At 61.5% G+C, this 26,735-nt stretch carries 26 protein-coding genes and 1 pseudogene; 10 read left to right on the top strand and 17 right to left on the bottom strand.

Annotation, left to right across the window (positions count from 1 at the left end; genetic code table 11):
• The first annotated feature begins 224 nt into the window (after nucleotides 1-224).
• Together ACMUVN_RS13635 and ACMUVN_RS13630 are read left to right on the top strand one after the other, a co-directional pair.
• Nucleotides 225-701, top strand: coding sequence for an NUDIX hydrolase (locus ACMUVN_RS13635; protein WP_028758726.1), 477 nt, complete (start codon nucleotides 225-227; stop codon nucleotides 699-701).
• Between the two features lie 169 nt (nucleotides 702-870).
• Nucleotides 871-1,251, top strand: coding sequence for a GNAT family N-acetyltransferase (locus ACMUVN_RS13630; RefSeq protein ID WP_244604740.1), 381 nt, complete (start codon nucleotides 871-873; stop codon nucleotides 1,249-1,251).
• 6 nt (nucleotides 1,252-1,257) lie between these two features.
• Here the strand turns inward: ACMUVN_RS13630 and ACMUVN_RS13625 are convergent.
• A pseudogene (locus tag ACMUVN_RS13625) lies at nucleotides 1,258-1,380 on the bottom strand (TetR/AcrR family transcriptional regulator); the annotation flags it as partial.
• Between the two features lie 256 nt (nucleotides 1,381-1,636).
• Between ACMUVN_RS13625 and ACMUVN_RS13620 the strand changes: the two are divergent.
• The 3 genes from ACMUVN_RS13620 to ACMUVN_RS13610 all read left to right on the top strand — a co-directional run bounded on the left by ACMUVN_RS13620 (nucleotide 1,637) and on the right by ACMUVN_RS13610 (nucleotide 5,503).
• Nucleotides 1,637-2,722, top strand: a complete 1,086-nt coding sequence (locus tag ACMUVN_RS13620; RefSeq protein WP_028758728.1) for a polysaccharide pyruvyl transferase family protein — start codon at nucleotides 1,637-1,639, stop codon at nucleotides 2,720-2,722.
• A 19-nt stretch (nucleotides 2,723-2,741) separates the two neighbouring features.
• Nucleotides 2,742-4,256 (top strand): lipopolysaccharide biosynthesis protein, encoded by a 1,515-nt coding sequence (locus tag ACMUVN_RS13615; RefSeq protein WP_028758729.1) that lies wholly within the window; start codon nucleotides 2,742-2,744, stop codon nucleotides 4,254-4,256.
• Between the two features lie 155 nt (nucleotides 4,257-4,411).
• The gene (locus ACMUVN_RS13610; protein WP_028758730.1) at nucleotides 4,412-5,503 is read left to right on the top strand and encodes an acyltransferase family protein; all 1,092 of its coding nucleotides are present in this window, start codon (nucleotides 4,412-4,414) and stop codon (nucleotides 5,501-5,503) included.
• A 55-nt stretch (nucleotides 5,504-5,558) separates the two neighbouring features.
• On the opposite strand, the gene ACMUVN_RS13605 is transcribed toward ACMUVN_RS13610, so the two are convergent.
• A complete protein-coding gene (locus ACMUVN_RS13605; protein WP_029868311.1) occupies nucleotides 5,559-6,152 on the bottom strand; it encodes a TetR/AcrR family transcriptional regulator in 594 nt (197 codons plus the stop codon).
• Between the two features lie 151 nt (nucleotides 6,153-6,303).
• Here ACMUVN_RS13605 and ACMUVN_RS13600 point away from each other — a divergent pair, with 151 nt between their 5' ends.
• Nucleotides 6,304-6,702 carry a RidA family protein gene (locus ACMUVN_RS13600; RefSeq protein ID WP_029868312.1) on the top strand — a complete coding sequence of 133 codons (399 nt, stop codon included), beginning with the start codon at nucleotides 6,304-6,306 and terminating at the stop codon, nucleotides 6,700-6,702.
• 48 nt (nucleotides 6,703-6,750) lie between these two features.
• Here ACMUVN_RS13600 and ACMUVN_RS13595 read toward each other — a convergent pair whose 3' ends face one another.
• From ACMUVN_RS13595 to ACMUVN_RS13545, 11 genes are read right to left on the bottom strand one after another with little or no spacing between them, the layout of a single operon-like run.
• A complete protein-coding gene (locus tag ACMUVN_RS13595) occupies nucleotides 6,751-7,626 on the bottom strand; it encodes an FHA domain-containing protein (RefSeq protein WP_029868313.1) in 876 nt (291 codons plus the stop codon).
• A gap of 2 nt (nucleotides 7,627-7,628) precedes the next feature.
• A complete protein-coding gene (locus ACMUVN_RS13590; protein WP_063475695.1) occupies nucleotides 7,629-8,534 on the bottom strand; it encodes a type II secretion system F family protein in 906 nt (301 codons plus the stop codon).
• Nucleotides 8,531-9,394 carry a type II secretion system F family protein gene (locus ACMUVN_RS13585; protein WP_063475694.1) on the bottom strand — a complete coding sequence of 288 codons (864 nt, stop codon included), beginning with the start codon at nucleotides 9,392-9,394 and terminating at the stop codon, nucleotides 8,531-8,533. The genes ACMUVN_RS13590 and ACMUVN_RS13585 overlap by 4 nt, the downstream gene beginning before the upstream one ends.
• 10 nt (nucleotides 9,395-9,404) lie before the next feature.
• A complete protein-coding gene (locus tag ACMUVN_RS13580; protein WP_029868317.1) occupies nucleotides 9,405-11,303 on the bottom strand; it encodes an ATPase, T2SS/T4P/T4SS family in 1,899 nt (632 codons plus the stop codon).
• Between the two features lie 20 nt (nucleotides 11,304-11,323).
• Nucleotides 11,324-12,262: a Flp pilus assembly protein CpaB gene (locus ACMUVN_RS13575; protein WP_097630154.1), complete on the bottom strand. Its 939-nt coding sequence runs from the start codon at nucleotides 12,260-12,262 to the stop codon at nucleotides 11,324-11,326.
• Entirely contained in the window at nucleotides 12,259-13,185 is a 927-nt protein-coding gene (locus tag ACMUVN_RS13570; RefSeq protein WP_414815167.1) for a hypothetical protein, read from the bottom strand. Before ACMUVN_RS13570 ends, ACMUVN_RS13575 begins: the two co-directional genes overlap by 4 nt.
• A gap of 1 nt (nucleotide 13,186) precedes the next feature.
• The gene (locus ACMUVN_RS13565; protein ID WP_414815166.1) at nucleotides 13,187-13,867 is read right to left on the bottom strand and encodes a TadE/TadG family type IV pilus assembly protein; all 681 of its coding nucleotides are present in this window, start codon (nucleotides 13,865-13,867) and stop codon (nucleotides 13,187-13,189) included.
• Nucleotides 13,839-15,482 (bottom strand): TadE/TadG family type IV pilus assembly protein, encoded by a 1,644-nt coding sequence (locus ACMUVN_RS13560; RefSeq protein ID WP_097622405.1) that lies wholly within the window; start codon nucleotides 15,480-15,482, stop codon nucleotides 13,839-13,841. The genes ACMUVN_RS13565 and ACMUVN_RS13560 overlap by 29 nt, the downstream gene beginning before the upstream one ends.
• Nucleotides 15,479-16,276, bottom strand: coding sequence for a TadE/TadG family type IV pilus assembly protein (locus ACMUVN_RS13555; RefSeq protein ID WP_063475689.1), 798 nt, complete (start codon nucleotides 16,274-16,276; stop codon nucleotides 15,479-15,481). Before ACMUVN_RS13555 ends, ACMUVN_RS13560 begins: the two co-directional genes overlap by 4 nt.
• A 5-nt stretch (nucleotides 16,277-16,281) precedes the next feature.
• A complete protein-coding gene (locus ACMUVN_RS13550) occupies nucleotides 16,282-16,845 on the bottom strand; it encodes a prepilin peptidase (protein WP_047611856.1) in 564 nt (187 codons plus the stop codon).
• A 13-nt stretch (nucleotides 16,846-16,858) separates the two neighbouring features.
• Nucleotides 16,859-17,062 carry a hypothetical protein gene (locus ACMUVN_RS13545; protein ID WP_047611854.1) on the bottom strand — a complete coding sequence of 68 codons (204 nt, stop codon included), beginning with the start codon at nucleotides 17,060-17,062 and terminating at the stop codon, nucleotides 16,859-16,861.
• A 469-nt stretch (nucleotides 17,063-17,531) separates the two neighbouring features.
• Here ACMUVN_RS13545 and ACMUVN_RS13540 point away from each other — a divergent pair, with 469 nt between their 5' ends.
• On the top strand, nucleotides 17,532-18,851 hold the full coding sequence (locus ACMUVN_RS13540) for a CpaF family protein (protein ID WP_414815165.1): 1,320 nt from the start codon (nucleotides 17,532-17,534) through the stop codon (nucleotides 18,849-18,851).
• Between the two features lie 19 nt (nucleotides 18,852-18,870).
• Here ACMUVN_RS13540 and ACMUVN_RS13535 read toward each other — a convergent pair whose 3' ends face one another.
• From ACMUVN_RS13535 to ACMUVN_RS13520, 4 genes are read right to left on the bottom strand one after another with little or no spacing between them, the layout of a single operon-like run.
• Nucleotides 18,871-19,419, bottom strand: a complete 549-nt coding sequence (locus ACMUVN_RS13535; protein WP_414815164.1) for a sarcosine oxidase subunit gamma — start codon at nucleotides 19,417-19,419, stop codon at nucleotides 18,871-18,873.
• Nucleotides 19,412-22,366 (bottom strand): sarcosine oxidase subunit alpha family protein, encoded by a 2,955-nt coding sequence (locus ACMUVN_RS13530; protein ID WP_414815163.1) that lies wholly within the window; start codon nucleotides 22,364-22,366, stop codon nucleotides 19,412-19,414. Before ACMUVN_RS13530 ends, ACMUVN_RS13535 begins: the two co-directional genes overlap by 8 nt.
• A complete protein-coding gene (locus ACMUVN_RS13525) occupies nucleotides 22,363-22,644 on the bottom strand; it encodes a sarcosine oxidase subunit delta (protein ID WP_414815162.1) in 282 nt (93 codons plus the stop codon). The genes ACMUVN_RS13530 and ACMUVN_RS13525 overlap by 4 nt, the downstream gene beginning before the upstream one ends.
• Nucleotides 22,645-22,656: 12 nt before the next feature.
• Nucleotides 22,657-23,907, bottom strand: a complete 1,251-nt coding sequence (locus tag ACMUVN_RS13520; RefSeq protein WP_097542647.1) for a sarcosine oxidase subunit beta family protein — start codon at nucleotides 23,905-23,907, stop codon at nucleotides 22,657-22,659.
• 86 nt (nucleotides 23,908-23,993) lie between these two features.
• On the opposite strand from ACMUVN_RS13520, the gene ACMUVN_RS13515 reads away from it, so the two are divergent.
• The 3 genes from ACMUVN_RS13515 to ACMUVN_RS13505 all read left to right on the top strand — a co-directional run bounded on the left by ACMUVN_RS13515 (nucleotide 23,994) and on the right by ACMUVN_RS13505 (nucleotide 26,711).
• Nucleotides 23,994-24,953 (top strand): GlxA family transcriptional regulator, encoded by a 960-nt coding sequence (locus ACMUVN_RS13515; RefSeq protein ID WP_414815161.1) that lies wholly within the window; start codon nucleotides 23,994-23,996, stop codon nucleotides 24,951-24,953.
• 80 nt (nucleotides 24,954-25,033) lie between these two features.
• Nucleotides 25,034-25,717, top strand: a complete 684-nt coding sequence (locus tag ACMUVN_RS13510; RefSeq protein WP_063475681.1) for a helix-turn-helix domain-containing protein — start codon at nucleotides 25,034-25,036, stop codon at nucleotides 25,715-25,717.
• Nucleotides 25,718-25,805: 88 nt separating this feature from the next.
• Nucleotides 25,806-26,711: a class II glutamine amidotransferase gene (locus ACMUVN_RS13505; protein ID WP_097542650.1), complete on the top strand. Its 906-nt coding sequence runs from the start codon at nucleotides 25,806-25,808 to the stop codon at nucleotides 26,709-26,711.
• The last annotated feature ends 24 nt before the right edge of the window (nucleotides 26,712-26,735 follow it).

Raw genomic sequence — 26,735 nt, 5'->3', positions numbered from 1 at the left:
CACACCGCAGATATCAGCCGTAGATCAAAATCTCCATAGCCTCCGACTGTGGTCCGCGGGTTCCTTCCTCGGGGACTTTCGTACGCCTGGCGGCGCCCGAAACTCTTCACGAGAGCGGAAGACCGGCCTCGGCTGGAATGCGCCAATAGCGAACGTTGTGCGCGTTGCGGAACTTCCTATTATGCCGTCGGACAGATCCAGCGGATCACTTGGCGGAGAGGCTCATGATCGAAATTCCAATCCGTTGTTTTGCTGTATCGGTCGTCGTCATCCGCAAAAGAACTGCTCGACATGAGGTGCTGCTTTTACGCAGAAATCACACGTTGATTGGTGAGTGGTGCCAGGTAGCCGGCGGCATCGAGGACGGCGAGAAAGCCTGGGAAACTGCGCTACGAGAGGTCCGTGAAGAGACGGGCCTGATCTGCGACTTTCTCTATTCCGCAGATATCTGCGAGCAATTCTATGAGGCTGATCGCAATGCCATCAGCATGCTGCCCGTCTTCGTCGGCATTGTGGATGCCGAGCAGCCAGTTTTTCTCAACGACGAACACAGCGAATTTCAGTGGGTATCATTCGCCGAGGCGAGGGAAATGGTGCCATTCGCAGGGCAGCGCCATGTTCTAAAACATGTAGAGGCAGAATTTGTGAATCGGGAGCCTATTCGGCATCTTCTCATCCATGCGGTGTCGCGGAAAATTTAAATTTCTGCGACGCCCAATGACCGCTTCGGGCCGAGAGCAGTCAGCGGATCGCGTCCGCTTTGTACTGAGAGCGGTCATTGAACCGATGGCCGCTAAGAGGCATTGTGCAAGCCTTCGCAACATATCGAGAGATCATTGCATGCTCCGAAAAGCGGTTCCGAGTGACCTCTTGGCGCTGAAAGCTGTCCGTTCCTCAGTCGTCGAAAACATATTGAGCGACCCCACAAAGGTGACCGATGATGATTACGATTTGTATGTAGCCAATCCGGGAGTGGCCGTTTGGGAAGAGAACGGCGAGGTCGTCGGCTTTTCTGCGGCCGACCCACGCAACGGAAACATTTGGGCGCTTTTTGTGGTTCCCGGATTTGAAAGAAACGGGATCGGCTCGATCCTGCTGGCCGAAGCCTGTGCCTGTCTCAAGTCTGCAGGAATCGGACGCGCTTGGCTCACCACCGATCGAAACACCCGAGCCGAGAGATTTTATCGCGCGGCTGGTTGGGAACACGTCGGCGAAAAGGACAATGAGCTTCTTTTCGAACGATCACTGTGAATTAGATCACAAACGCTCCAAAAGCAGGCCTCCCGCCAAGGCATGAAAGGCCTCGACCGCCTTCGGCTGCGCGCTCTGCGGGTTTTCGCTCGCGGCGACCCAGAGGGCAGCGTTGAGAGCCGCGCCGCTCTCCCTGATCTCCATCTTCGACGGTCCCGTCTGATCAACACTTCGTCATCCACGACCATTCCTCAGGAGCCGCTCGCCCGCGTCACGGGCATTTGCCAAGCCCAGGCGCGACGCTCGAACCTCGTGATCGCTGGTGGCCAAGAAGTGAGACAATTTGCCCACTTAACTATGACCTAAAAGTAATTCATCCTCCAATTGACTCTTCAGAATCGCGGTTGTAATTGCTGTTTGAGTTTTGAAAATACAAGTTGAGTATATGCATCACCTCGGCGAAGTTGTAATACGACGACAAAAAGAAAAGTTGATTGAAATAGTAAGGAAATTTGTAAGCCGGGGACAGCCTTACGTTTTAATAAACTTTCCATCAAATAAAGATCCTGGCCATCACGCGAGTTGGCTTGGATTGGCGATAGTATTGCGCGAAGTAACGGGGCGCCTCCCGGTGCTGACGGGCAGCGCAACGCAAAGTATAGATGAGATAAAAACAACACCAGGCGACGCCCCAATATTCATTTGCGGTGGGGCCGACCTTGGCGACGCGCAGGCGGGCAGGGATGATGTTCGCTACCGTTTGATGTGGAAATATCCGGATCGAACGATCATCCAGATGCCGCAAACGATCCATTTCGCAAACGAGTCCCTCAAGGAATATGCGAAACGTACGATCGGAAGGCATCGCAATTTTTTTTGCATGACGCGCGATCGTCAGAGTTTCGAGCTGGCGAAAGCCAACTTCGATTGTGATGTCGAGGCCGGCCCGGACACGGCATTCGGCATGGGAGCGCTGAAACCGTTCGAAGCCGATCCTCTCCGGGTATTATATGTCATGCAGCCTCTCGGAGAGGACGAAGTCGATATAGCGAAAGCGCGAGCGATCGTTGACGGACCTCTTACCAATTGGATCAACGGTCCGAACAGTTTGTCGCGCATGCGCAAGTCGAGCGTCGTCAAGTCGGCGTTGCGGCATGGCTTTAGCCGCACAGAGATGATCGCCCAGCATCGTCAGGATGTCGCGGCTCGATATGTCGATTACGGCGTGAAGATCCTCTCCGGCGCACAACGGATCATCACCAACCATCTGCACGGTCATATTCTCTGTCTTTTGCTGAATAAGCCGCATATCGCGGTTGCGATTGACGGAAGCAATCTGCACGACGTCATCGGTAGCCAGACTGGCGATAGCCCTCTGGTGGAGAAGGCGACAAATGCCGGTGAGCTTTTGGCAGCAATGTCTCGCCTGCCGTATGAGCTGGGAGGAACTTGGTACAAGTCGAGTAAACCCATGCATCCAAGTCCCGCTGTTCCGGCCCCAGATCTAATACCTCAACCCTCCATAGTCTGATTCCCGGTAGGAGTTCACTTTGTCGGTTTTACGAGACGACGATATTCTGTTCAGCCATGTCAGTGAGAACCGATCCGCCGCAGCCGTTACGGGTGCTTTCTGGTCGGCGCTGAGCACGCTTATCCCGACAGTCCTGACCTTCGCAGTCTTTGTGGTGACGTCTCGCGTTCTCCAGCCTCAGGATTTCGGCCTTGTTGCGCTGGCCTTCAGCATCGTGTCGTTTGCCGGCAGCTTTGGACCGACGGCATTTGGCGAAGCGATCATCCAAAAAGCCGAAATCAGGCGCAGCCATCTGGATACGATATTCCTGCTTTCGCTCGCTTTTTCATTTTTGATCTATGGTGCTTTGTGTATCGCCGCTTCGCCAATCGCGGCCTATGTGGGGCATGAGCAAATCACACCCCTGATTTACATCATGGGATTGAAGGTTTTCTTCGACTTCACGGCCGTCGTTCCGAATGCAATTGTCAATCGGAAGATGTCGTTTCATCTGGTAGCTGTCCGCACTGTGATTGCGACGATCACTTCTGCCTGCATTTGCCTTGTTTTGGTTCTCGCGGGTTTCGGCTTGTGGGGGCTTGCGATTGCGCAGATCGCGGCCACAGCGGCATCATGCGGCGCCGCTTTCTGGGGCGCCGGGTGGCGGCCCGGGCTTCACCTGAAAAGAGCAAGCCTCAACGAGCTCCTTCACTATGGGTTTTTTGCATCCGGCACTCGGTTTTTACAGACAATGAGCTTGGACAACCTGCTCATCGGGGTGCTCTTGAGCCCATCAGCGCTCGGGATCTATAATTTTTCCAAGCGTTTGTTCGATATGATCAACAACGTCATCGCCGGGGGCTTAACATCCGTCACGCACGTCTTGCTTTCTTCATTGCGGGCCGATCCGAAGAAAGTGCGAGAAGCATTTCTCATGGCGACGTTTGGCTGCGCTCTGGTTTCCTACCCCGTCTTCATAGGCCTTGCTGCCGTCGCCGATGATGCGATCACGACAATTTTCGGTGCACATTGGATCGCGGCCGTTTGGCCGGTTCGGTTCTACTGCGTCATAGGATTGATGGCTGGGATCGGCTACGTGCAGGCATCCTTGATCAAGAGCCAAGGAGAGATGGATTGGTGGTTTTACTACCAGCTGGCACGAAACCTCCTCACACTCCTGACGATCGCAATTCTCTATCCCTACGGCGTCACGACAATCGTTTTCGCCATCATGATCGAAGTTCTGTTGTTTTGGCCGATCACCAGCTGGAAGGTTTCGCAGCATATAGAGCTGAGTATCCCGGCATATCTGGCGCAATTCCTGCGGCCTACCATGGCCTCTGCAGGAATGGTTGCAGTCATTTTCCTCCTCCATGAATTGCTCATTCATTGGTCCCCGTATCCACGCTTGGCCGTGGAAATCCTGGCAGGCGGCATGGCTTACTGCGGTCTGATATTCGTTCTGTGCAGAGCTCGTTTAAATGTCTTGATCGGCAGTATAAAGCAGGCACGGCAGCGCAAGAGTAACAGGGGTGCGGTTGCCAACCCTGCATGATTTCCAGGCCATACCCGCATAGACCTGTGTCGCGATTTGAGGGATCTGGTGCTCAAGCTGTCATCTGAAATTATCAGAACGTCGCTTTGGTGACGTTCTCATCCACCGCATCCGAACGCCCCTCAGACGCAACGCGCAATAGGATAATCCATAAGATGACTAGCCTCGACCGCGGTTATTCGCCATCGGCGATGGACGACCTAGGAGTCTCGATTGCCGAGCGCAGCCGTTACTACACGCTCGATGCAATGCGCGGATTTGCCGCTATCTGTGTTGTCGCTACACATTTCCGGGAGAGCTATGCGCCTTCGGCCTATCTGGCAGTCGATTTTTTCTTCGTTCTCAGCGGATTTATTATCGCGGATATTTATGGAAAACGGCTCTCGCGCGGTCTGCTGTTCCAGTCGTTTCTGGCGGCCCGCATCAAGCGCCTTTATCCGCTCTATTTCATCGGAATTGTGGTCGGCCTCGTCCAGATCATTCTGCTAACAAACTGGGGGCTGAGAAATCAAAGTGTCATCGACCTGCTGGTGTCGACGATTGCGAACACGTTCTTTCTGCCCAGCCCGATGTATTTCCTTCAAGCGAACCCGATGCAAGGAATGTTCCCCATCAACGGCCCAGCATGGTCGATGTTCTGGGAGCTGTTGGTCAATATAGTCTTCGCCCTGTGGCTTTTTCGGCTCTCTGTCCGCGCGCTCTGCGGCGTTGCATTGGTCTCGGCTGCATTTTTGGGTTTTGTCGGTCTTAAATACGGCATGTTGAATATCGGCTGGGAGTGGCCCTCAGCGGTCGGTGGACTGCCAAGGGTGATGTTTTCGTTTACGGCAGGGGTGGTGATAAGCCGCCTCTTCGGCGGCATGCCCGCCTGGAGGAAGGGTTGGGTCGCCATTGTGCCATGCCTTCTTCTGATGATTTGCATTGCGGCGCCGGTTCCTGTCGTGTTGCGGCCTTACTACGACTTGATGTTCGCGATGGCCTTGGCCCCGCTCATCGTGATGCTCGGCCTCTTTCTGGAGATGCCCGCAAAAGCCGAGGCGTTGGCGACGTGGATTGGCTATATTTCCTATCCTGTCTACATCTTGCACCGCGGGGCGATCGGCGTTTTCAAGCCGGTTGCGGCGTCGATGGGATTGAATGGCCCTCTCGCATTCTCAGTGTTTCTCAGCGTGGTCCTGTGTTTCGCTTATCTGACCGCTCGTCTCGTTGACAAAACGATGGCCACACGGACTCGTCGCGCTCGATAAGTTGCGTCCGCTACGCCATGGGCTTTCTGTTTGGCGAGAGAACCTCTCACGACGATCACGAACGCTCCAAAAGCAGACCTGCCGCCAAGGCATGAAAGGCCTCGACCGCCTTCGGCAGCACGCTCTGGGGGTCGTCGCTGGCGGCGATCCAGAGGGCGGCATTGAGAGCCGCGCCGCTCAGCAATCGGGCAGCCGCCTCGGCGTCGAGCGGCTTGAGGATGCCTTGTGCGGTCAGGCGCTCCACCGTGCTCTTGGTCACCTGTAGACAATTGTTCTGGCTGGGCCATTGCGAGGGATCACCCAGCACCGCTGGTCCGTCGAGCAGAACGATGCGCTGGACTTCCGGATTGAGCGCCATCTCGATATAGGCCGCGCCCTCGGCGAGTAGGCCCTGCCAGTCGTCACCCGCCCGAGACCCGATCTGTTGAGCGCGCGCCGCCATCTCCGTGTCGATCTGATCGACGACCGCCGCCAGCAGCCCGCGCTTGTCTCCGAAGTTGTGGTAAAGCGCGCCGCGTGTCAGGCCGGCGTCAGCCGTCAACTCGTCCATCGACGCTGCGGCGTAGCCCTTTTCGGCGAAAGCCTTTCGCGCCGCCGCGATCAGCTTGGCGCGGTTTTCCTGCATCGTTTCATTGCGTGTTTTCGCCATTCGACCCCTCAATTCACATACGAAGCGTATATTAACTTGACATACGATGCGTATGCCAGTTATTTCACATACGTACCGTATATCAAATCGAGCACGCTTGTGAAGCATTCCCCGCGCTCACCGGTCTTTGCCAACATCAAGAGAGATCAGAATGACCCAACGCGAAGCAATCTTTCCTGCCGAAAGGCACGCTCTTTACGAGGAGCACGGCTATTCCGCCGCCATCCGATCCGGTGATCTGCTGTTTGTATCAGGGCAGGTCGGCAGCCGTTCGGATGGAACAGCCGAACCCGATTTCGAACGTCAGGTGCGGCTGGCCTTTGAAAACCTGAAGGCGACGCTGAGCGCCGCCGGCTGCACGCTGGATGACATCGTTGACGTCACCACCTTCCACACCGACCCGGAGAACCAGTTCGGAACGATCATGGCGGTCAAGCAGGAGATCTTCAGCAAGCCACCCTATCCGAATTGGACGGCGCTCGGGGTGAACTGGCTCGCCGGTTTCGATTTCGAGATCAAGGTCATCGCCCGCATTCCGGCAAGTCCTTGATATCGTCCCCCGGCTTGAACGTCAGCAAACAGCGCTGCGGGACCGCTGTCAGCGGCGGGCGACCGGCTTCGTGGCGGCGCGGCGCTGCAGCGCGAAACGTGCAGCCGAGCAGTTGACGTCGGGCACGAGATCGTAGGTCTGCTGGTAGAGGCTCTGCGCCAGCGTATTGTTGCCGCGGGTTTCCGAGGCGAGAGCGGCGAGCGCCGTGCGCTTGTAGGCCTCGACGATCGGTTCGGCGGCCTTTGCCAGCGCCGCATCGTCGGATGGTTCGGCGCTCAACGAAAGGGCGGCATAGGTTGCGTCGCCATCCCTGCCGACGCGGCCGCCGACGGCGCCGTTGAAGCTTTGCTCGGAAACCTGGCGCATGCGCCGGGCATTCTTGATGCATGTGGGGATGCGGGCGGCTTCCGCGTTGATGCGTTCCGCCGTCGGGCCGCCGTCCGCGCTGCCGCTGTCGGACAGGATGACGTAGCCGATGATGCCGACGATGGCGAGATAGGCGACCCCCATGCCGGCGAGGAAGGCCGGCTGCTTGAGCAGCGATTTCTTCGGCTTGTCGTCACCGGCCTTGGAGGCCTCCTTCTTCGGCGCCTCCTTGGCGGCGGCTTTGACGACGAACTGGAATTCGACGTCCTTGCCGAGACGGAAGCTGTCGCCAGCTTTCAGCGAGGCCGTCTGCAGCAGCGCTTCGCCGCGCAGCATGATCGGGTTCAGCCCCATGCGGCGAATGATGAAGCCGCCGTCGCTCTGGCGCTCGATGCGCGCATGGATCGGCGCCAGGAACGGATCGTCGACGACGATATCGGCGTTGGAAGCTCGACCGATCGACATTTCCGGCCGGTCGAGCACATGGCTGCGGCTCTGGCCGCCGGGCCCGGTCTGCAGCAGGCTTGGTTTGTTTCCGCGAAAGAAGGAAAAGGCCATGATCAGAACATCCCACTCGACATCATCTCGACGATTGCCGGCGCCAGCACCAGAAGAAGGATCGACACGACGATCATCATCGCCGGCATGACGATCTTGGCCTTCAGCTTTTCACTGGCCCTGTCGGCCTTTTCCCAGCGGCGGAAGCGCAGGTCGCGCGCATGTTCGCGCAGCAGCTCGACGCGGTTGCTGCCCTCGACTTCGCCCTGAATCACCGCACGGATGACGCGCACGACCTCCTCGGCGGTCATGCGGCGCTCCAGCCGCTGCAGGGCCTCGACCATGCCGGTGCCGAGCGCGACGTCCTTCAGCGTCTGTTCGATCTCCTCGCTCATGACGGTGCCGGGTGCGGCCTCGGCATAAAGCCTCAGGCTTTCCGGCAGCGTCGCCTGCGCCTGCTGCGTCATGACGACGAGATCGAGAAAATAGGGAAATTCGCGTGAGATGCGCTCCTTGCGGTCCTGCATCTTGTCGTCGGCGACGACCCAGAAATAGATGGCGGGGATCAGGCCGAGGATCAGCCCGGCCACCAGCCCGCCGATCACGCTGCCGCTGGCAATGCCGAACAGCACGCCGAGCAGGACGAAGCCGAAGAGACTGAGAACCACGAGAAGGGCGATATATTCCCGCCCCGTCACGCCGCCGAAGGGCCGGCCGCCATAGATCAGCTTCTGCTCGAGCTGAGCGCCGTAATCGGCCAGCAGCGGCTCGAAATGGGTCAGCACGAATTCGACTGGCGTGCGCATGCCGATGCTGTCGACGATATTCGGCGGCGGACCATCGCCGCCCGCGGACCGGCGCACCACCTGGATGCTGCCGAGCAGATCGCCGATCCACCAAACGAAGAGGGCGGCGGTGATGCCGGCAAAGACGACGGCGATCGGGGCGAGGGGTATGTGAGACATCATACCGACACCTTCATCATCGAGCGCATCCAGAAGAAGCCGGTGGCATAGAGAATGGCGCCGACGATCGCGATGACGATGCCGATGGCGTTGCCGAACACCTTGTCGATCAGTTCCGGCTGGCCGAAAAAGATCATCAGGATCATGAACAGCGCGCCGCCGTTGACGACGCGGAAATTCATGCGCGCCTGCGACGACGAGGTGGTAATCTTCTGGTCGAGCTTCCAGATCTCCTTGAAGGATTTCGACATTTCCGTCAGCGGCTCGGAAATGTCGCCGCCCTGGCGGGCAAAGAGGCCGAGGGCCGCATCGACCATCTTGAAGTGCAGGCTCGGCACGTTGCGGCCGTGGCGGTCGAGCGCCTCGACCAAGCCGATGCCGAGCTTCTGTTCGCGGGCGATGCGCTCGAACTCGCGTGAGGCCGGCATCTGGCCGGTATCGGCCACCGCATTGACGGCGATGGCAAGCGGCTTGCCGGTGCGCACTGCCGAGACGATCTGGTCGACGGCATAGGGAAGCTGCGATTCGATCTGCAGCCAGCGGCGCTGCAGGAAATAGCGGATGATCGCCTTGGGCAAGAAGAAGGCGACCGGGATGGCGATGACGATGCCGGCGATCGGCCCGAAGATCAGCGAGATCACCACGAAGACGAGGATTGCCGTGATGCCGTAGGCGAGGATCATCGTATAGGGCGGAACGGCATCGCGCCCGAAGACCTGGGCCGCCTCGCTGGCGAGCGCGATGTCGCGTTCGGTGGCGCGCAACAGCGGCGCCGGCCAGCGCACCGGCGCGCCCCAGACGAGCAGTCCCGCCGTCACTGCGCCGAGGGCGACCGTAAAGATCTGCAGAATGCTGATATTCATGGTTTCCCCCTCAAACGAACATGTCCAATTTTTCGATTTCGCCGTCGTCGTTGAACTCGACGAGCTCGGCGACGAAGCTCGGCAGGTAACCGGTGAAGGCATGCACTGCCTGGCCGCCGGCGCGGCCGACGAGATGGAAGATCGGCTCGACGATGACAAGACCGGTATCCGGATCGATGCCGATCACCTCGGATATCTCGGTGACGGCGCGCCGGCCGCTCTCCAGACGGTTGAGCTGCACGACGAGTTCGACGGCGGCGACGATCTGCTGGCGGATCGCCATGACCGGCAGCGAGCTCTGGCCCTGCAGCACCATCACCTCCAGCCGGGTCATCATGTCCTGCGGCGTATTGGCATGCGCCGTCGTCATCGAGCCAGCATGGCCGGTGTTCATCGCCTGCAGCATGTCGATTGCCTCGGCACCGCGGCACTCGCCGACGATGATGCGGTCGGGCCGCATGCGCAGCGCGTTGCGCACCAGGTCGCGGATGGTGACGCTGGTCTCGGATTCCGCCGTCTTCGGCCGCGATTGCAGGTAAACGACATGGATGCCGTCGAGCTGCAGTTCCGACGTGTCCTCGACCGCCACGACGCGCTCGCCGACCGGGATGAACTGCGACAGGCTGTTCAACAGCGTCGTCTTGCCGGAGCCGGTGCCGCCCGAGACGACGATGTTCTTGCGGGCGCGGACGGCCGCCTCGAGGAAGGCGCGCATCGGCTCGCTGAGCGCACCTGCCGTGACCAGCTTGCTAATGTCGAGCCGCGACTTGCCGCCGAATTTGCGGATGGTCAGGCAGGCGCCCTTGACCGCAAGCGGCGGAATGACGGCGTTGACGCGCGAACCGTCCGGCATGCGGAAGTCGGCCATCGCCTCGCTCTCGTTGATCGAGCGGTTGGAATCGACGGCGATGCGCTCGATCACCTTCATCAGCTGCCGCTCATTGGCAAAGGCGAAGGGGTAGCGCTCCAGCAGGCCGAATTTTTCGACATAGATCTCGTCGTAGCGCGTCACCATGATTTCCGAGATGACGTCGAGATCCATCAGCTCCGAGATCGTCCCCCAGCGATACATCAGCTCCTCGATATTGGAGCGCAGGTGCATATGGGCGATCTCGTAGCGGTCGCCGGCATTGAAAAGCGCCTGCCGGGCCTGGAAGGCGGCGCTGAAACGGGTATCGAGCTGGGCGAAGTCCGCGCGGGTGGATTCGAAGTTCAGCTTCAGCTGCAGCGCCGAGATCAGCGCCTTGCCGACGTCGAACAGGCGGCGGTTGTCCTGTTCCTCGCGCGCCAGGCTTGCGGCATTCGACGAGGCGTCGCGCCGGCCGGTCCGGGCGATGCGTTTTGCCAGCCATCGATAGACGGCGTTCTTGATGACCAGGATGACAAGATCCTGCGGCGCGCTGTCGAGCGCCTCCTTGATGAACATGTCGAGACGCTCGCGGATGCGGCCGCGCGTCTCCTCGCGGCCGAAATCGGAAGATTTCACCAGCCGGTCATACTGCGTGTCTTTTAGCAGTCGCTCATGTATCTCCATCTGCAGCGCCAGCACCCGTTCCTGGTCCGGAAACTGCGTGACCGCCTCAGGCGCTGCCACCGGCTCGACGAGTTCGATCGTGACGTTCGGCACCCAGATCGACATGCCGGCCGAGACCGCGACCGGCGTGCCGGCCCGAAGCGGCTGGTCGTCGACGCGCGTCGGGTTGCGCCCATGATGCTGCACCGACCAGCCCTGGCCCGATTTCCGCAGCACGAATTGCGGCGAGGAGACATGACTGCCGCGCAACCGCACGACGCCCGCACCGGCCGGCAGCGTCAGCGTGCTGCTTTCGCCGACAAAATAGGTCTCATTCGCCGAGAGCGGGATCACCTCCCGACCGCTGCCGTCCTCATAGGAAATCTTCAACAGCATGGCTCATTCCCCCGTGACGGTCACATGCGCGTCCAGTTGATGCTCGGCAGGTCCTCGACGGTATTGTCGGTCGGATTGCGCAGGACGAGATTGAGGCTGCCGTTCGACTGGCCCATGGCGAAGATCAGCATCTCGGCTTCCGACGGCGTCACTTCGACGGTCACATTGTTGTAAGTGCTGTTGGCCTTGGTCACCGCACCCTCCGGGGTCGTCGCCGCACCGACGGCCAGAACCTTGACGTTCTGCAGGAAGGTGCGGGTGACGACGCGGGTGCGTGAGCTGATGCCGAGCTTGTAATCCTGCGCCTGCTTGCGGTAGGCGTTGACATCGTTCTCGTCGGCGCCCGGATACTGGGTGAGGTAGTTCTTCAGCATCTGCTCGACCGGCGACGGCGGCTGGGCCGGAGCCGGCGGTTGCCCGGTCGCGGCAGGCTGCTGGCCCGGAACGGCAGGCGTCTGGCCAGGTGTTCCGGGCTGGGTCGCGGCGGCGGGCGCCACCGGCTCGACCGGTTCGTCGACCGTGCCGAGGATATCGACATAGCTGCCCGGCTCGACGAAATGGCCGACGGCCGCGGCAGCGTTGACGGGAAGGGTCAGCGCCCGCTTGCCGGGCGCAATCATCGTCGTCAGGCGCCCGCCATCGGTATCGTCGAAATACTGGAAGAGCAGCACCGAGCCGGCCGGAATGTCGCTCGCAGCCGTCCTGTCCTTCAGCCATTCCTGGTAGGCGCTGGCAGCGGGAACCGCGAGTTTGGCAAGCGCCCCGAAACTTTCCGGCAGCATCACCGGTTCGGCGAGCATATCGGGCGTGATCGCCTGGCCTCGCGTCACCTTCCGGTCTGGCTGGAGCCGCATGAAGGCATAGGCCACCTGCTCGTTCTTGACGCTCTCGGTCCAGAAGTAAAGCAGAACGCCGGTGATGAGCCCGACGATGACGGCCGCAATGAGCTTCCAGTTCATGGTGTTATTCCTTCGACGAAGGGTTGCCGGATTTGAATGACCTCGACGGTCCTGCCGTCGGTTTTGCTGCGCGTGTACAAGACATTGGCCTCGACGCTGCCGCGCCGGCCGTAAAGGGCGGTGACCCCGCCGCGCTCAGCCGGCGGCGTCTCGATGGTGAAGCCGTCGCGGGAAAGAAGATCGGCGCGCTGATCCGACCAGCGCGAGGCCGAAATGGTGCCTTTCGACACGACCGTGCGCGAGGTGTGGCCCTTGTCGCGATCGCCGATATCGCTCAGCACCTCGACGCCGGCCGGCGGACGCAGCGACATCGGCAGCTTGCTGACATCGGCAGGCGCCGCAAAGGCCGGCAGCGTCGAGGCGACATCCTCGAAGCGGCTCATCAGCACCTCGGTCATCGGCGCATCGGCGGGACGGCGGATCATGATCGAGACGCCCGGGATCGCCGCTCTTGCCGAAGGATTGGCCGGATCCTGCCGCCTGAGATAATCGAGGGCGGCCTCGCCGTCGCCGTCGAAGAAGCGCACCACCACGGCGAGGTCATCGCGGATGCGGCTTACCTTCGGGACGATCAGCATGTTGGCGGCGATGACGGCGGTCAGCTCTTGCCTGTCATTGCTCTTCGGCAGGGCAGGTCTTGTATTGACGGCCAGCACCCGCAGCCACTCGTCGGTGATATCGGAAATGCTGCGGTCGCTCTGGTAGGGCGTGAATTCTAGCGGCTGGCCGTTGATGGCGAGATCGCGCGGCGAACGTTCCGGCGCGCCGAGAATGCCGGCCAACATCGAATTCAGCGTCACCCTGAAATCCTTGTAGATCTCGGCACGGCCCGGCGTGGCCACCACGGTGGCGAGGCTGATGACCAGCGCCAAACTCGTGAGATGGCCGGCAAAACGGAAGGAGATGCGCGAGCCCTGTCCCATCTCATTTCGCTCCCGGAAAGACGCCGTCGAAGAGATCGCCGGAATCGTCGGCCACATCGCGGATTTCCCGGCGCAGCGTCGGATCGTAGCCGCGGCGCGTGGTATCGTTGTTGTGCGAGGCAAACAGCGTCGAGTCATCCACCGTGAACGTATCCTTCCAGCGGATGCTCCTGATCGTATCGAGATCGTCGGAATCCCTGAACTTGTAGACCCGGTCGGCGGTCGCGGTGACCAGCTGCGGCTTTTCATTGGCGAGGTCGCCGACCATATCGCCGAAGTCGCGACCGTCGCTCTTCAGGGTATTTTGCACGTCGTCCCAGACAAAGGTGCGTTGCGGTTCGCCGTCGCCTTCATGCGACGGGGTGCGCGAGCAGTTCATGGCGTCGCGGCCGGGCAGGGCCGGCAAGGCCGGGATCGGGAAGACGTTCGAGAAGTCGGAGGTGCAGGTGAGCCCATTCGCCTCGGCGAAGGCGGAGTTGCGCATGGCGAGCATGGTCCCGACCTTCTTGGTGGAAATCCTGTTCGCGTGGATCACGAAAATCACGATCAGCAGGATGACCGGCGCGGCGAGCACGAATTCAATCGAGGCAAGCCCGCGACTGTCGCGGTGCAGCCGCATCAGCAGCCCGCGGCCCGGAGGACCGCCCATTGGCTCAGTGTGTGTTGACGGCAGCCCAGGCATTGGCTCCTCCCTGATCGAAGACGCGCGTCAGGCCGGTGAAACTGTCGGCGGCCGGGCTCTGCTTGATGGTGTTCGAGACCTCGCCCATATCGTCGGCAAGCGTGGCGGGAGCCAGCGATGCGAGCCAGTCCTGGGTATAGAGGTCGAAGGCCGTGTAATTGTGGACCCAGCTCTGCGCCAAGGCATAGGCGGATGGCGTCTTGTCCTTGAAGATGCGGACCTGCAGCCGGGCGCGCGGTGCGCGCGAAACGACCGCCAGCGTCTGGTAGTCGGTGAGCTGGTCGCCCCCGAAGGGCGTGAAGTTGAAGGGTATGCGTCCCTTCAGCCAATAGGGCTTCGGGAAGGAGACGACGGGCAGACTAGCGCCCGCCACGGAGATCGCACCGCCCGCCGGGCCGCAGACCTGGTTCCAGATCATGTCGAACTTGCGGGTGAAGTCGTTCTCGTCCTTTGTCTGCGCATCCGAATAACGCGGCGGCACGTCGATCGGCAGCTGGAAGGGGTTGGTGATGCCGAAGCCGACGCCGAAGACCTTGTCTGCCAGCCAGAAACTGACATCGAGCGCCAATTCTTCCCAAAAGCCGAGGTCGCCGGCATATTGCTCGACAATCGCCTTGAACGGAACCTTGCTCAGGTAAGCCGGGCCGAAGGCTTCATAAAAGATGTAGAATTCCACCAGTTGATCGTCGATGCCGCTCTCGTGGTTGACCCAGTCGCGAATATGGCTGCCGTCGACCCCGCCTGCCGTCAGCGGACCCTTGCCGTTGGGGAAGCCACGATTGGCGAACTCGCCGCGCATGAGGAGCGGATCCTGTCCCTGAGTCCCATAGGACATGGCAAGGCACATTTCGGTATAGGCCGCGGCGGGATTGACGCCATCACGGTCCACCGGCAGGTTGCCGCCGGCACCTTCTCCGGCCTGGCCGCAGGATTCGCACGGGGGATGGAAGACGACGTGATCCGACTTGTTGAGGCGCACGAGGTGCAGGGCTTCGTTGCCGACGCGCTGCGGAAAGCTTTCGACGAGGTAGTCGTTCAGATCGTTCATCGCATCGATGATGTCACTGGACTTGTTGATAAGACCCCAGGGATCGTATTTGACTTGCGCCGCCACCGTATAGGCAATCGCCTTGGTGGCTTCCGTCGCCCGGAATCCCTGGAACGCCAAGCAAGCGCCGTAGATTATGCCGCCGACGATCGGCACCTTTTGCCAGCCGGGGCAATAGGGCATCGGCGGAAGCGGCGGCAGCAGGGATGCCGGCCCAAAGCCTTCCGTGAAGGAATATTCGGCGAGTTTCGCCAGAATGACACCCGAGCGCAGGGCCAGTTCCGCCGTCGTAAGTTGGAAGGCGACCGAGGTCGCCATGACGACGGTTGCCTGCGACGAGGCGACGTTGTTCATCGCCATGATGTTGAGATAGCGCGCTTCCCAGTCGGCGTGGACGAGGGCGGCGGCGTCGGCCGTATCCTGCGTGCGCTGCTTGTCGTAGATCATCTGTCCGGTGTTCAGGATCCAGACGATCATCAAAGCGAGCGCGATCGTCATGTAGAGAATGATCGGCGAGAGGAAGCCGCGTTCGTCGCGGTGCAGACGTTTGATGAAGGTCGGTGTCATAGCAAGTTCACCTCCGCCGTCGAAATCGTGTAGTAGCGGCCGTCCTTCCTTTGGCCGCGGGCAAAGACCCAGCCGGCATATTCGAGCAGCAGGAAACGCGCTTCCACCTTGGCGGTCACCGGCACGTGCGGCGAGCGATTGATGGCGGCATAAAGCGCCATCGGCGCACGGTCGACAGTCACGGTGACGTTCTGCGGATCGAACATATAACGGGCCTGGTTGCGCATCGCGCGCCAGTTCTTCGAAAGGCCCGAGGCGTCGGCGAGGCTTTTCAGTGCGTCTTCCGGCGGCTGGCAGGCGCCGACGCATTTCAGCTGGTCGTAGGGAGCGGCCGGGATCAGCGCCAGGCGGGCGGCAAGATCGGCCTTGCCGGCGGCGGCATCGTCGTCGCAGGTCTTGGCGTCGATCAAGCTTCGGATGGTGATCGGCAGGGCCGGGCAGAAATAGACGCGGGCGCTGCGCGCCGCCGCATAGGCGGCGTAATGGGTGAAGAGGTGGTTTTTAGCCAGGATCGTGAACTGGAAGACCACGAACATGAAGAAGACGAAGACCGGCGTGACGAGCACGAAATCCATCATTGTCGTGCTGCCTGATGTATCGCCGTGCAGCTCGGATATCCGGCGCCGGCGGGCGGAAAGCCGCGGCAGCAGCAGCATCGAGGCAAGCAAGATCATGGCGATCGCGAAGGTGCCGAAGAGCGCGCCGTGATCCTCAGGGATCCAGAAGGTCCGTGAGTGCAGGATCGAACTCCAGAAAGCACCGTCGAAGATGGGGCGTTCGAGTTCCGCGCGCATTGCCGTTACCTCACGAGTGAGAGAGGGGTGAAATCGGGCATGAAAAGGCACCAGAGAAGTCCGAGCGCAGCGGCAACGCCGAAGCGGACGGTATGATGGGTTTCGCGCGGCTTCAGCACCGAAGCGGCATCGCGGAAACCGGCGGGCAGGAGCAGCGCAAACAGTCCGACAGTTCGGGCCAGCACGCTCCACTGAACACGCCGCGCCATCGAGAAAACGGCGATCACGCCGCCGATCATAAGCGATGCGAGGGTCACGTCGATGGCGGGCCACAGGCCGAGAATGGCGCCGAGCGCCGCCATCAGCTTGACATCGCCGCCGCCGCAGCTTCCGGCTGCGAAGGCGATGAAAAAGATCAGGCCGGCTGCGAGGAGCCCGGCAAAGGCCAGGCCGATCCCGGTCAGACCGCCACTGAGCGCTGCCAGCATGAACCCGCCAAGCAGGCAGGGATAGGTGACGGCGTTCGGGATATGACCGTGGCGATGGTCGAGCACCGCCGCGGTCATGGTGCAGGCGACGGCAAGAGCCGCCGCTGCAGGCATCAGGGTCAGATCGTAGGTCATGTCCATGACACTGATCCGCTTATTGACCCGGCTCGGGAATTCTCTCAGCGTCGGAGAGAGCCGTGTTCTTTTCGTTGAACCATTCGCCGATCTGTTTGCCGAATGCGAGCAAAAGCAGCATCAGCGGAATGACGATCAAAGCGACGGCCAGGACGATCTGGGCCATGTCGCCGCGCTCGTCCTTGTGAAGTGCAATTGCGATAGTCTTGAGTTTTCCAAACATCTGCGTATTCCTCGTTCCTAGGTTTGTTTCGGATCGAAGACCTTGGCGAAGATGAAGCAAGCATACGCTATCGATCCGAACCAGCACGTTGCTCGTTCCAATGATATTTTCTGCTTCAGCTTATCTTCCCCAGCGGCCAACGCTTGTTGAGCAACACCATTAAGACCCAAGAGTGCGCCCAAGGCCAGCCCTCCGTCAAGCAAACGAAACGAAGGGTTCCAATTGACTTGGAGACGTCGCCGGCAAAGCCGCAGTTGACGGCGGAGTTTTTCAACTAACCGTTTGAACCGTCTGCAGTTTTACCTGCCGAGATGAAGTTTTTGGCGCTGTTGCGGCACCTCGTCTACTGCTCCATAATTGGTCAATTCTTTCAAAGCGATAGAAGAAGTGGCGCGCTTCACTCATAGCGGCCGTCTTCGTCGAGCCCAACCATGGTGTTATTTGAGGATCTGGATTAAGCTTTCCTCAAATGGTGGACATGGTCCGCCAGTCGATCCGGAGAGAAAACGATGGAAACGATGAGCAGCATCTTGATACTTGGATTGGTCCTCATTCCACTGATGATGTTCTTTCCGACCGCCGTTCAGATGATGGCGACACTCTTCGGCATGAGCACGGTTCTGGTCGGGATGCCGCTCTGATGAAAGCCGTTTCCGACGACGCTGCCGAACAGGCAACCTTCCAGGTTCTGACCCGGGCGCTGGACAAGCTGCTCGGGCCGATCCGTTTTCTCCTCGAGGATCCGAGCGTTTCCGAAATCCTGATCAACGGGACATCCGACATCTTCGTCGAAAGGCGAGGCAAGCTCGAACGCGCCGATACGCGTTTCGCCAGTCGCGAGGACCTGGAATCGGCCGCGCGCAGCATCGCGCAATTCTCCGGCAAGCGGCTGACGCCGGAGGAGCCGAGCGTGGAGGCCCGCCTGCCGGATGGTTCACGCGTCCAGATGATCCAGCCGCCGGCGGCCCGCACCGGGCTCTGCATCTCCATCCGCCGCTTTCTGAAAGAACATCGCAGCATCCGCGATCTCGTCACACAGGGCAGCCTGACCGAGGAGTCGCTGTCGCTGCTGCAGGCGGCCGTCGGGCTGCAGAAGAACGTCATCATCTCCGGCGGCACCGGCACCGGCAAGACGACGATGCTGAACGCGCTGTCGGAAGCCTTTGCCGACCACGAACGCATCATCGTCATCGAGGACACCTCGGAACTGCAGATCCGCAAGGAGCACGTGGTCTATCTCGAAGTGACGAAGCCTGACCGTTTCGGCCGCGGCGGCGCCAGCATCCGCGACCTGTTCCGCTCGTCGCTGCGCATGCGGCCCGATCGCATCATCGTCGGCGAATGCCGTGGCGGCGAGGCCCTCGATATGATCCAGGCAATGACTTCGGGGCACAGCGGCAGCCTTTCGACAGTGCATGCGAACACGCCCTACGATGCCCTGCACCGGCTGGAAACGCTGGCGCTGATGTCGGATATCGACATGCCGCTGCGGCCGTTGCGCGCCCAGATCGCCTCGGCGGTCGACGTCGTCGTGCAGATCGCCCGCTTCAAGCGCACCGGAAGGCGCCGGGTGATCGAGATTTCCGAGATCAAGGGCCTGAACAATGACGGCCAGTATATCGTCGAAAGCATCTACAAACTCGAGGGCGACGGCCATTCCAATTCCGATGGCGCACTGCTGTGGACCGGCGTCGTGCCGAGCTTCGCCACCGACGCGATCGAAGAATTGCAAGGCGCCGAGCGCTCAGAGTGGATGACGGCCGAAGCCGCCACGCGGCAAACGGCTTGAAAACGACCGCCACGCACCGTTACGAGGCATCATCCTTTTCGGCACTCACCGCCATATGCCTAAGCTCGTCCCAGAGGCTTTCGGCAAAACTGCGCAGAACGGTGAGTTCGAAGCGGTCGTCGCCGGTGCGGACGATCTGCACGGAGAGATGACCGACCATGGTCATAACAGATTGGCCTTCCGGGAAGACGGACGGATCGAGATCGACGGCAGTGCCCTTTGAGAGAAGCGCCCGCGAAGAACGGCCGGAAATGCCGATGCGCACACGGCCGTGGCTTTGGTCCATGACGTAAGCTTTTCCGGCAAGCGCTGCGGCGAGAACATCGAGGCTGGCCGGGGTGAGCGGCTCGTCGCCGGCGACGAACCATTGGCGGAAGCCCGCCTTGCGGATCGAACTTTTGGCAAAGCCTGCCTTTGCCAATTCCGCAGCGAGCGTGGATGGCTCGATCGCACCGAGCACATGCAGGAGATGGCCTTCCGGTAAGGCTTGCAGCCGGATGCCTTCCTCCGAGATACCACTATAAACCGTTCCGGCCAGAACCGGTTTGTGTTGCGGAAGATCAGGCATGGAGCTTCTCGTTTTCGGGATCGATGAAGACGGGATGGCAGAGTACCGCATCGGTGAATTCGTTGCGCAGGCCGTTCCAGACCGTCACCTTTTCACCGATGCGCTCCGGGCCGCGCTTGACGAGCGCCAGGCCGATCGTATGGCCGAGCCCCGGCGAAAAGGCGCTTGATGTAACGTAGCCCTGGTCGTTTTCGAGCGTCGCCGCAACGCCATCGGCGAGAATATGCGAGCCGGTGCGGAAGCCGGTCGCCGGATTGAGCGGTTTGACGCCGACGAGGCGCGGCCGCTCGGGATCCTGCAGGCCGTCGCGGGCAAGCATGGCCTTGCCGATGAAATCCGGCTTGGTTGATGAAACCATGCGGCTGAAACCGAGATCGCCTGGGGTGACCGTGCCGTTGATCTCGGCATGGGTGACGTGGCCCTTCTCGATACGCATGACGCCGAGCGCTTCGGCACCATAGGCGCAGATGCCATGTTTCTCACCGGCTGCCATGATCGCGTCGGCAACGCCTTCGCCGTAGCCGGCCGGTACTGCCAGTTCGTAGGCGAGTTCGCCGGAGAAGGAGATCCGGAAGAGCCGGCCTTCGAGCCCGCCGCCGAAGAGCGAGACCTTGCGGGCGCTCATGAAGGGGAAGGCCGCATCCGACAGATCCTCGTCGACGATCTCGGAGAGGATGTCGCGCGACTTCGGCCCGGCAACGGCCATCTGCGCCCATTGATCGGTGGAGGAGGCGAAGCAGACGCCGAGCTCCGGCCAGAGCGTCTGGGCGCAGAATTCGAGATGGGTGAGCACGCCGGCGGCAAGTGCGGTCGTCGTCGTCATGAAGAAATGATCGTCGCTGAACCGGCTGGTGGTGCCGTCGTCATAGATGAAGCCATCCTCGCGCAGCATGATGCCGTAACGCGCCTTGCCGACGGCAAGCTTGGCGAAGCCGTTGCAATAGATGCGATCGAGGAAGGTCGCGGCATCCCTGCCGAAGATTTCGATCTTGCCGAGGGTCGAGACGTCGCAGAGGCCGGCATTTTTGCGGATGTTCAATACTTCGCGGTCGACGCTTTCGCGCCACGTCGTTTCGCCCACGCGCGGGAACCAGGAAGAACGATACCAGAGGCCGGTTTCGACGAAGACCGCGCCGTTTTTCTCGGCCCAGCCATGCAGCGGCGATTTGCGCGCCGGCTGGAAATGTTTGCCGCGCGATGCCCCGGTCAAGGCGCCGAAGGAGACCGGCGTATAAAAGGGCCGGAAGGTCGTCGTTCCCACTTCGGCGGGCGACACGCCGCGCGCTTCGGCAAGGATGCCGATGGCGTTGATGTTGGAAAGCTTGCCCTGGTCGGTCGCCATGCCGCTGGTGGTATAACGCTTGGCGAGCTCGACATGGCCGTAGCCTTCGCGCACGGCCAGCCCAAGGTCCTTGAGATGCACGTCGTTCTGATAGTCGACGAAAGCCTTGCCCTTCGAGCCCTTGACCGACCAGAGCGGCTTTGCGTGCTGAGCCGTCTCGGTGGCGGAAGCAAAGGCCGGTTCTGCGGCGAGGCCGATTGCCTGCAATGCGGCGGCGGCCTTTGCGGCGCCATCGCCGAGGCAGGCTGTGGTCTGCGCAAGGCCGGCTGCGGCGCCCGCAACCGCGAGGCCTTCCTGTGCAGTCGGCGCCAGAAACGCCGAAGTCTCCTCCGACCATCGCGGCTTGCCGCCGCGATGGCAGGCAAGATGGATGACCGGGCTCCAGCCGCCCGACATGGCAAGCGCATCCGCGTCGATCCGGCGGGTGCCAGCTGCGGTTTCGACGCTGACGCCGTGCAGGCGCTTGCCGCCGAACGCATCGATCACCCGGGCGCCCCGCAGAACCTCGGCACGGCCCTGCCAGCTCTTGCCGCCATCGGCGCGGCTGTCGATGATCGCCGCAACTCGAAGGCCGGCGGCTTCGAGGTCGGCGGCGGTGTCATATCCGGTATCGTTGGTGGTGAAGATCACCGTGCTTTGGCCCGGCGCCACCGCCTGCCGGTTGAGATAGCTGCGCATGGCGCCTGCCATCATCACACCGGGAATATCGTTGCCGCCGAAGACAAGCGGCCGCTCTTCAGCGCCCGTCGCAAGGATCGCCTGGCGGGCGACGATGCGCCACAGCCGTTCGACGGGACGATCCGGATCGGGCATCGCCACATGTTTCTGCACCCGCTCGACGGCGCCGAAGACATTGTCGTCGTACCAGCCGAACACCGTCATGCGCGGCAGGCGGCGCACGTTCTCCAGGCCCTCCAGCTCGGCAAGCAGCTCGTTGAGAACAGTGCCCGCCGGCTTGCCGTCGACGGTGCCGGTCTCGGAAAGCAGGCTGCCGCCGAGTTCGGCTCCCTCGTCGGCGAGGATGACGCGCGCGCCGGCCCGGCCGGCGGTCAGCGCTGCGGCAAGGCCGGCAGGGCCGGCGCCGATCACCAGCAGATCGCAATGCGCCCAGCATTTCTCGTAGGAATCAGGATCGGCTTCGTAGGAGGCTCTGCCGAGGCCCGCCGCCTTGCGGATCACCGGCTCGTAGAGCTTTTCCCAGAGGGCCGCCGGCCACATGAAGGTCTTGTAATAGAAGCCGGCGCTGAGGAAGGGTGAGAGCAGCCCGTTGACCGCGCCGATATCGAAGCCGAGCGACGGCCAGCGGTTCTGGCTCTTTGCCGTCAACCCCTGATAAAGCTCGATCATCGTCGCGCGTGTATTCGGTTCGGTGCGCCCGCCGCTGCCTGTCGTCACCAGCGCGTTCGGTTCGGCGGCCCCCGCCGTCAGAATGCCGCGCGGGCGGTGATATTTGAAGCTGCGGCCGACGAGCTGGACGCCGTTGGCGAGCAGCGCCGAGGCGAGCGTGTCGCCCGGATGGCCTTCGAGCGGCCTGCCGTCGAAGGTGAAGCCGAGCGTTGTGGCGCGGTCGATCCGGCCGCCGGAGGAGAGACGGAAACTCGTCATGCCGGTTCTCCGCCGAGCTTGGAAAGGGCGGCATCCCTGACGCGGTGGACCGCATGGGTGACGGTGTCGCGTTCGACGATCAGCCAGCGGCGGCATCCGGAGGTGTGGTGCCAGTATTCGCTGTGCCGGCCCCTCGGATTGTCACGGAGATAGACATAGTCGAACCAGGCATCCGGGCCGGCATCCGGCGCCGGCCTGGCAAGGCTGGCATCGCCGCGGATCGAGAACTCCTCCTTGGGCCGGGCGCCGCAATGGGGACATGAAATCAGGCTTGCCATGGTCGAATGTCCTCAGTGCAGATTGGGCTGGGCGCCGACGCCCTTTTCGTCGATCGGATAGCCGCGCGCGAAACGGTCGAGCCGGAAGGCGCGGGCGGTCTGATGCGGCGTGTTGCGGGCGATCAGATGGGCGTAGCAGAAGCCGGAGGCGGGTGTCGCCTTGAAGCCGCCGTAACACCAGCCGGTATTGAGGTAGAGATTGTCGATATGGGTGCGGTCGATGATCGGCGAGCCGTCCATGCTCATATCCATGACGCCGCCCCAGGAGCGCAGATAGCGCACGCGCGAAAGCGACGGGATCATCGCCAGCCCGGCCTCGGCGACATGTTCGACCGAAGCGAGATTGCCGCGCTGGGCATAGGAATTATAGCCGTCGATATCGCCGCCGAAGACGAGGCCGCCCTTATCGGACTGGGAGACATAGAAATGCCCGGCGCCGAAGGTGACGACCGTGTCGATGAAGGGTTTCAGGCCTTCGGAGACGAAGGCCTGCAGCACATGGCTTTCAATCGGCAGCCGTAGTCCGGCCATATCGGCGACAACGGTGGAGTTGCCGGCCGCCGCCAGCGCCAGCTTGCCGCAGCCGATGAAGCCCTTGCTGGTCTCAACGCCGGTCACCTGACCATTTTCGCGGCGGATGCCGGTCACCTCGCACTGGGTGATGATGTCGACGCCGCGGCTGTCTGCGCCGCGCGCGTAGCCCCAGGCGACCGCATCGTGACGCACCGTGCCGCCGCGCGGGTGGAACAGGCCGCCCATAATGGGGAAACGGGCATTGTCGAAATCGAGGAAGGGCAATTTCCGACGCACCGCCTGCCGGTCGAGAAGCTCGGCGTCGACGCCGTGCAGCCGCATGGCGTTGCCGCGGCGCGTATAGGCGTCACGCTGCGCATCGGAATGGAAGAGGTTGAGCACGCCGCGCTGCGAGACCATGGCGTTGAAGTTGAAGTCCTGCTCCAGCCCTTCCCAGAGCTTCATCGACAACTCGTAGAAGGGGTTGTTGCCTGATAGCAGGTAGTTCGAGCGGATGATCGTCGTGTTCCTGCCGATATTGCCGGAGCCGAGATAGCCCTTTTCGAGGACGGCGACATTGGTGACGCCGAATTCCTTGGCGAGATAATAGGCGGTGGCAAGACCATGGCCGCCGCCGCCGACGATGATGACGTCGTAATGCGGCTTCGGCGCCGGATCGCGCCAGGCAGGCGCCCATCCCTTGTTGCCGCGAAGGCCGTTCAGAAAAATCGAAAGAGCGGAATAGCGCATGGGTCACCCGGAAAGAACAGGAGCATGATGCCAGAAAGAGACGCGTGCACTTGCACAATAAGGACATAAATAGCTAAGAAAGAGACATGTCCTCACTTGATAGCAGAAATGTCCAGACAATCGGCTTCATCCTCATCCCGGGATTTGCGCTGATGTCCTATGCCTCGGCCACAGAGCCGCTCAGGGCGGCAAATCTTCTGGCCGGGCGCGAGATCTATCGGCTGCGGATCTTCTCGCCGGATGGTGCAGCGGCGCTTTCCTCCTCGGGCACCAGCGTTCCCGCCGAACTTTTGCCGGTCAGAGGCTCGGGACTTGGAACAGCCTTCGTCTGCGCCGGCGGGTCACCGCGCGACTGGCGATATCCCGGTGTGCTTGCCTGCTTGCGGCAGCTGTCGCGCGAAGGTGTGCGGATCGGCGGCATCTCGGGTGGCCCCTATCTGATGGCCGCCGCCGGATTGCTGGGCGGCCGCGACTTCACCATCCACTGGGAGCATGCAGCCGCCCTTCTCGAAGCCTTCCCGGACCTCACGCCGCGCCAGGCGCGCTTCATGATCGACGGCAACCGGATCACCTGCGGCGGCGGCATCGCGCCGCTCGACATGATGCATGTGCTGATCGCCGAGCGCATGGGGCCGGATTTCGCCCGCCGGGTCAGCGACTGGTATCTTCATACCGAGGTCAACGAGCCGGCAGCCCCGCAGCGCGCCTCGCTGGCCGAACGTTACGGCGTCCATCATCCCGGCCTGCTCAGCGTTCTCGAACGGATGGAGGAGACGATCGAGATGCCGCTCGAACGTGCCGCCATGGCGCGCATTGCCGGCGTCACCGCACGCCACCTCGACCGGCTCTTTGCCGCCTATCTCGGCACCACCTTCCTCGATCAATATCGCAGGATCAGGCTGCAGCATGCCCATCGCCTGCTGAAACAGAGCCCGCTTTCGGTCTCGGAAATCGCGGTCGCCACCGGTTTTTCCAGCCTGAGCCATTTTTCCCGGATGTTCCGCGCCGTCTACGGCATCGCTCCGCGCGCGGCGCGGCGGGAATAGGTTTTCTTCACGGTTGAGGAATTTTCACTATGGCGATAGGGTTGCCTTCAGATCAAAGAGAAGGCGGCGGTGGAAAATCCATGAAATCCAAGCGTGAAGCGGCAGAGCAACCGGAACAGGCGCATAGTGGACGCGCGCCCTTTTCCCAGGATCCGCACGCCGTCCGGGAGCCGAAGGAGAACAACCTCGAAATGGCGATCGGCCACGAGGTGCGCGCCTACCGCAAGAAACTCGGCATCACGGTCACCGATCTGGCGGCCGCGACCGGCATTTCGCTCGGCATGCTGTCGAAGATCGAGAACGGCAACATCTCGCCGTCGCTGACGACGCTGCAATCGCTGTCGCGGGCGCTCGGCGTGCCGCTGACCGCCTTTTTTCGCCGCTTCGAGGAACCGCGCAATGCCGTCTTCGTCAAGGCGGGGCAGGGCATCGAGCTCGAACGGCGCGGCACGCGCGCCGGCCATCAATATAATCTGCTCGGCCATATCGACAACAATACCAGCGGCGTCATCGTCGAGCCCTATCTGATCACGCTGACGGCCGATTCCGATATTTTCCCGACCTTCCAGCACGAGGGCATGGAGTTTCTCTACATGCTCGAAGGCGAGGTGATCTATCGCCACGGCGACCAGCTTTTCCAGATGCAGCCGGGCGACAGCCTGTTCTTCGACGCCGACGCGCCCCATGGGCCGGAGCAGTTGATGAAGTTGCCGAGCAAGTACCTCTCGATCATCAGTTATCCCCAGCAGAACTCCAAGAGCTGACTTGCCTTAGAAGAAAAGTTTATTCCTCCCAGTTGATGTCCTGATGTAGACCTGCTAGTCCTTTCTCAACATGAAAGGAGGCACACCTATGTGCGGCATCGTTGGACTGTTCCTCAAGGACAAGAGCCTTGAGCCTCAGCTGGGAAATCTGCTCTCGGATATGCTGATAACCATGACCGATCGCGGTCCGGACTCGGCCGGCATCGCCATCTATGGCGGCTCCGCCGAAGGCAGGGCAAAAATCACCATCCAGTCGGCCAATCCCGGCGCGGATTTCGACGGCCTCGCCGGCGACCTTGAGAAGGCCGGCATCAAAGCCGACGTCTCGATCAAGAGTACGCATGCGGTCATCGAGCTGGACGCGTCCAAGCTTGGCAATGTGCGCAAGGCGCTTGAAGAGATCCGCCCGGCGGTCCGTCTGATGGGATCGGGCGAAAGCGTCGAAATCTACAAGGAGATCGGCCTTCCGAAAGAGGTCGTGGCGCGCTTCGGCGTCCGGGCGATGAGCGGAACCCACGGCATCGGCCATACCCGCATGGCGACGGAATCCGCGGTCACCACGCTCGGCGCGCATCCGTTCTCGACCGGCGCCGACCAGTGCCTTGTGCACAATGGCTCGCTCTCCAACCACAACAACCTGCGCCGCGAACTGGTGCGCGAAGGCATGACCTTCGAGACGCAGAACGATTCCGAAGTCGCCGCCGCCTATCTCACCGCCGAAATGGCCAAGGGCAAGGATCTCGGCCAGGCGCTGACGGGCGCGCTCGACGATCTCGACGGCTTCTTCACCTTCGTCGTCGGCACCAAGTCCGGCTTCGGCGTGGTGCGCGACCCGATCGCCTGCAAGCCCGCCGTCATGGCCGAGACGGATCAGTATGTCGCCTTCGGCTCGGAATATCGCGCGCTGGTCAACCTTCCCGGCATCGAGAATGCCCGTGTCTGGGAGCCGGAGCCGGCAACCGTTTACTTCTGGGATCACGACAAGGCCGCCTGAAGGACGCCTGAAAAGCAGGAGCCG

This window comes from Rhizobium sp. IY2, assembly GCF_047532935.1.
In the GTDB taxonomy this organism is placed as follows: Bacteria; Pseudomonadota; Alphaproteobacteria; order Rhizobiales; family Rhizobiaceae; genus Rhizobium; species Rhizobium anhuiense.
This window is presented reverse-complemented; position numbering and strand designations above follow the sequence as displayed.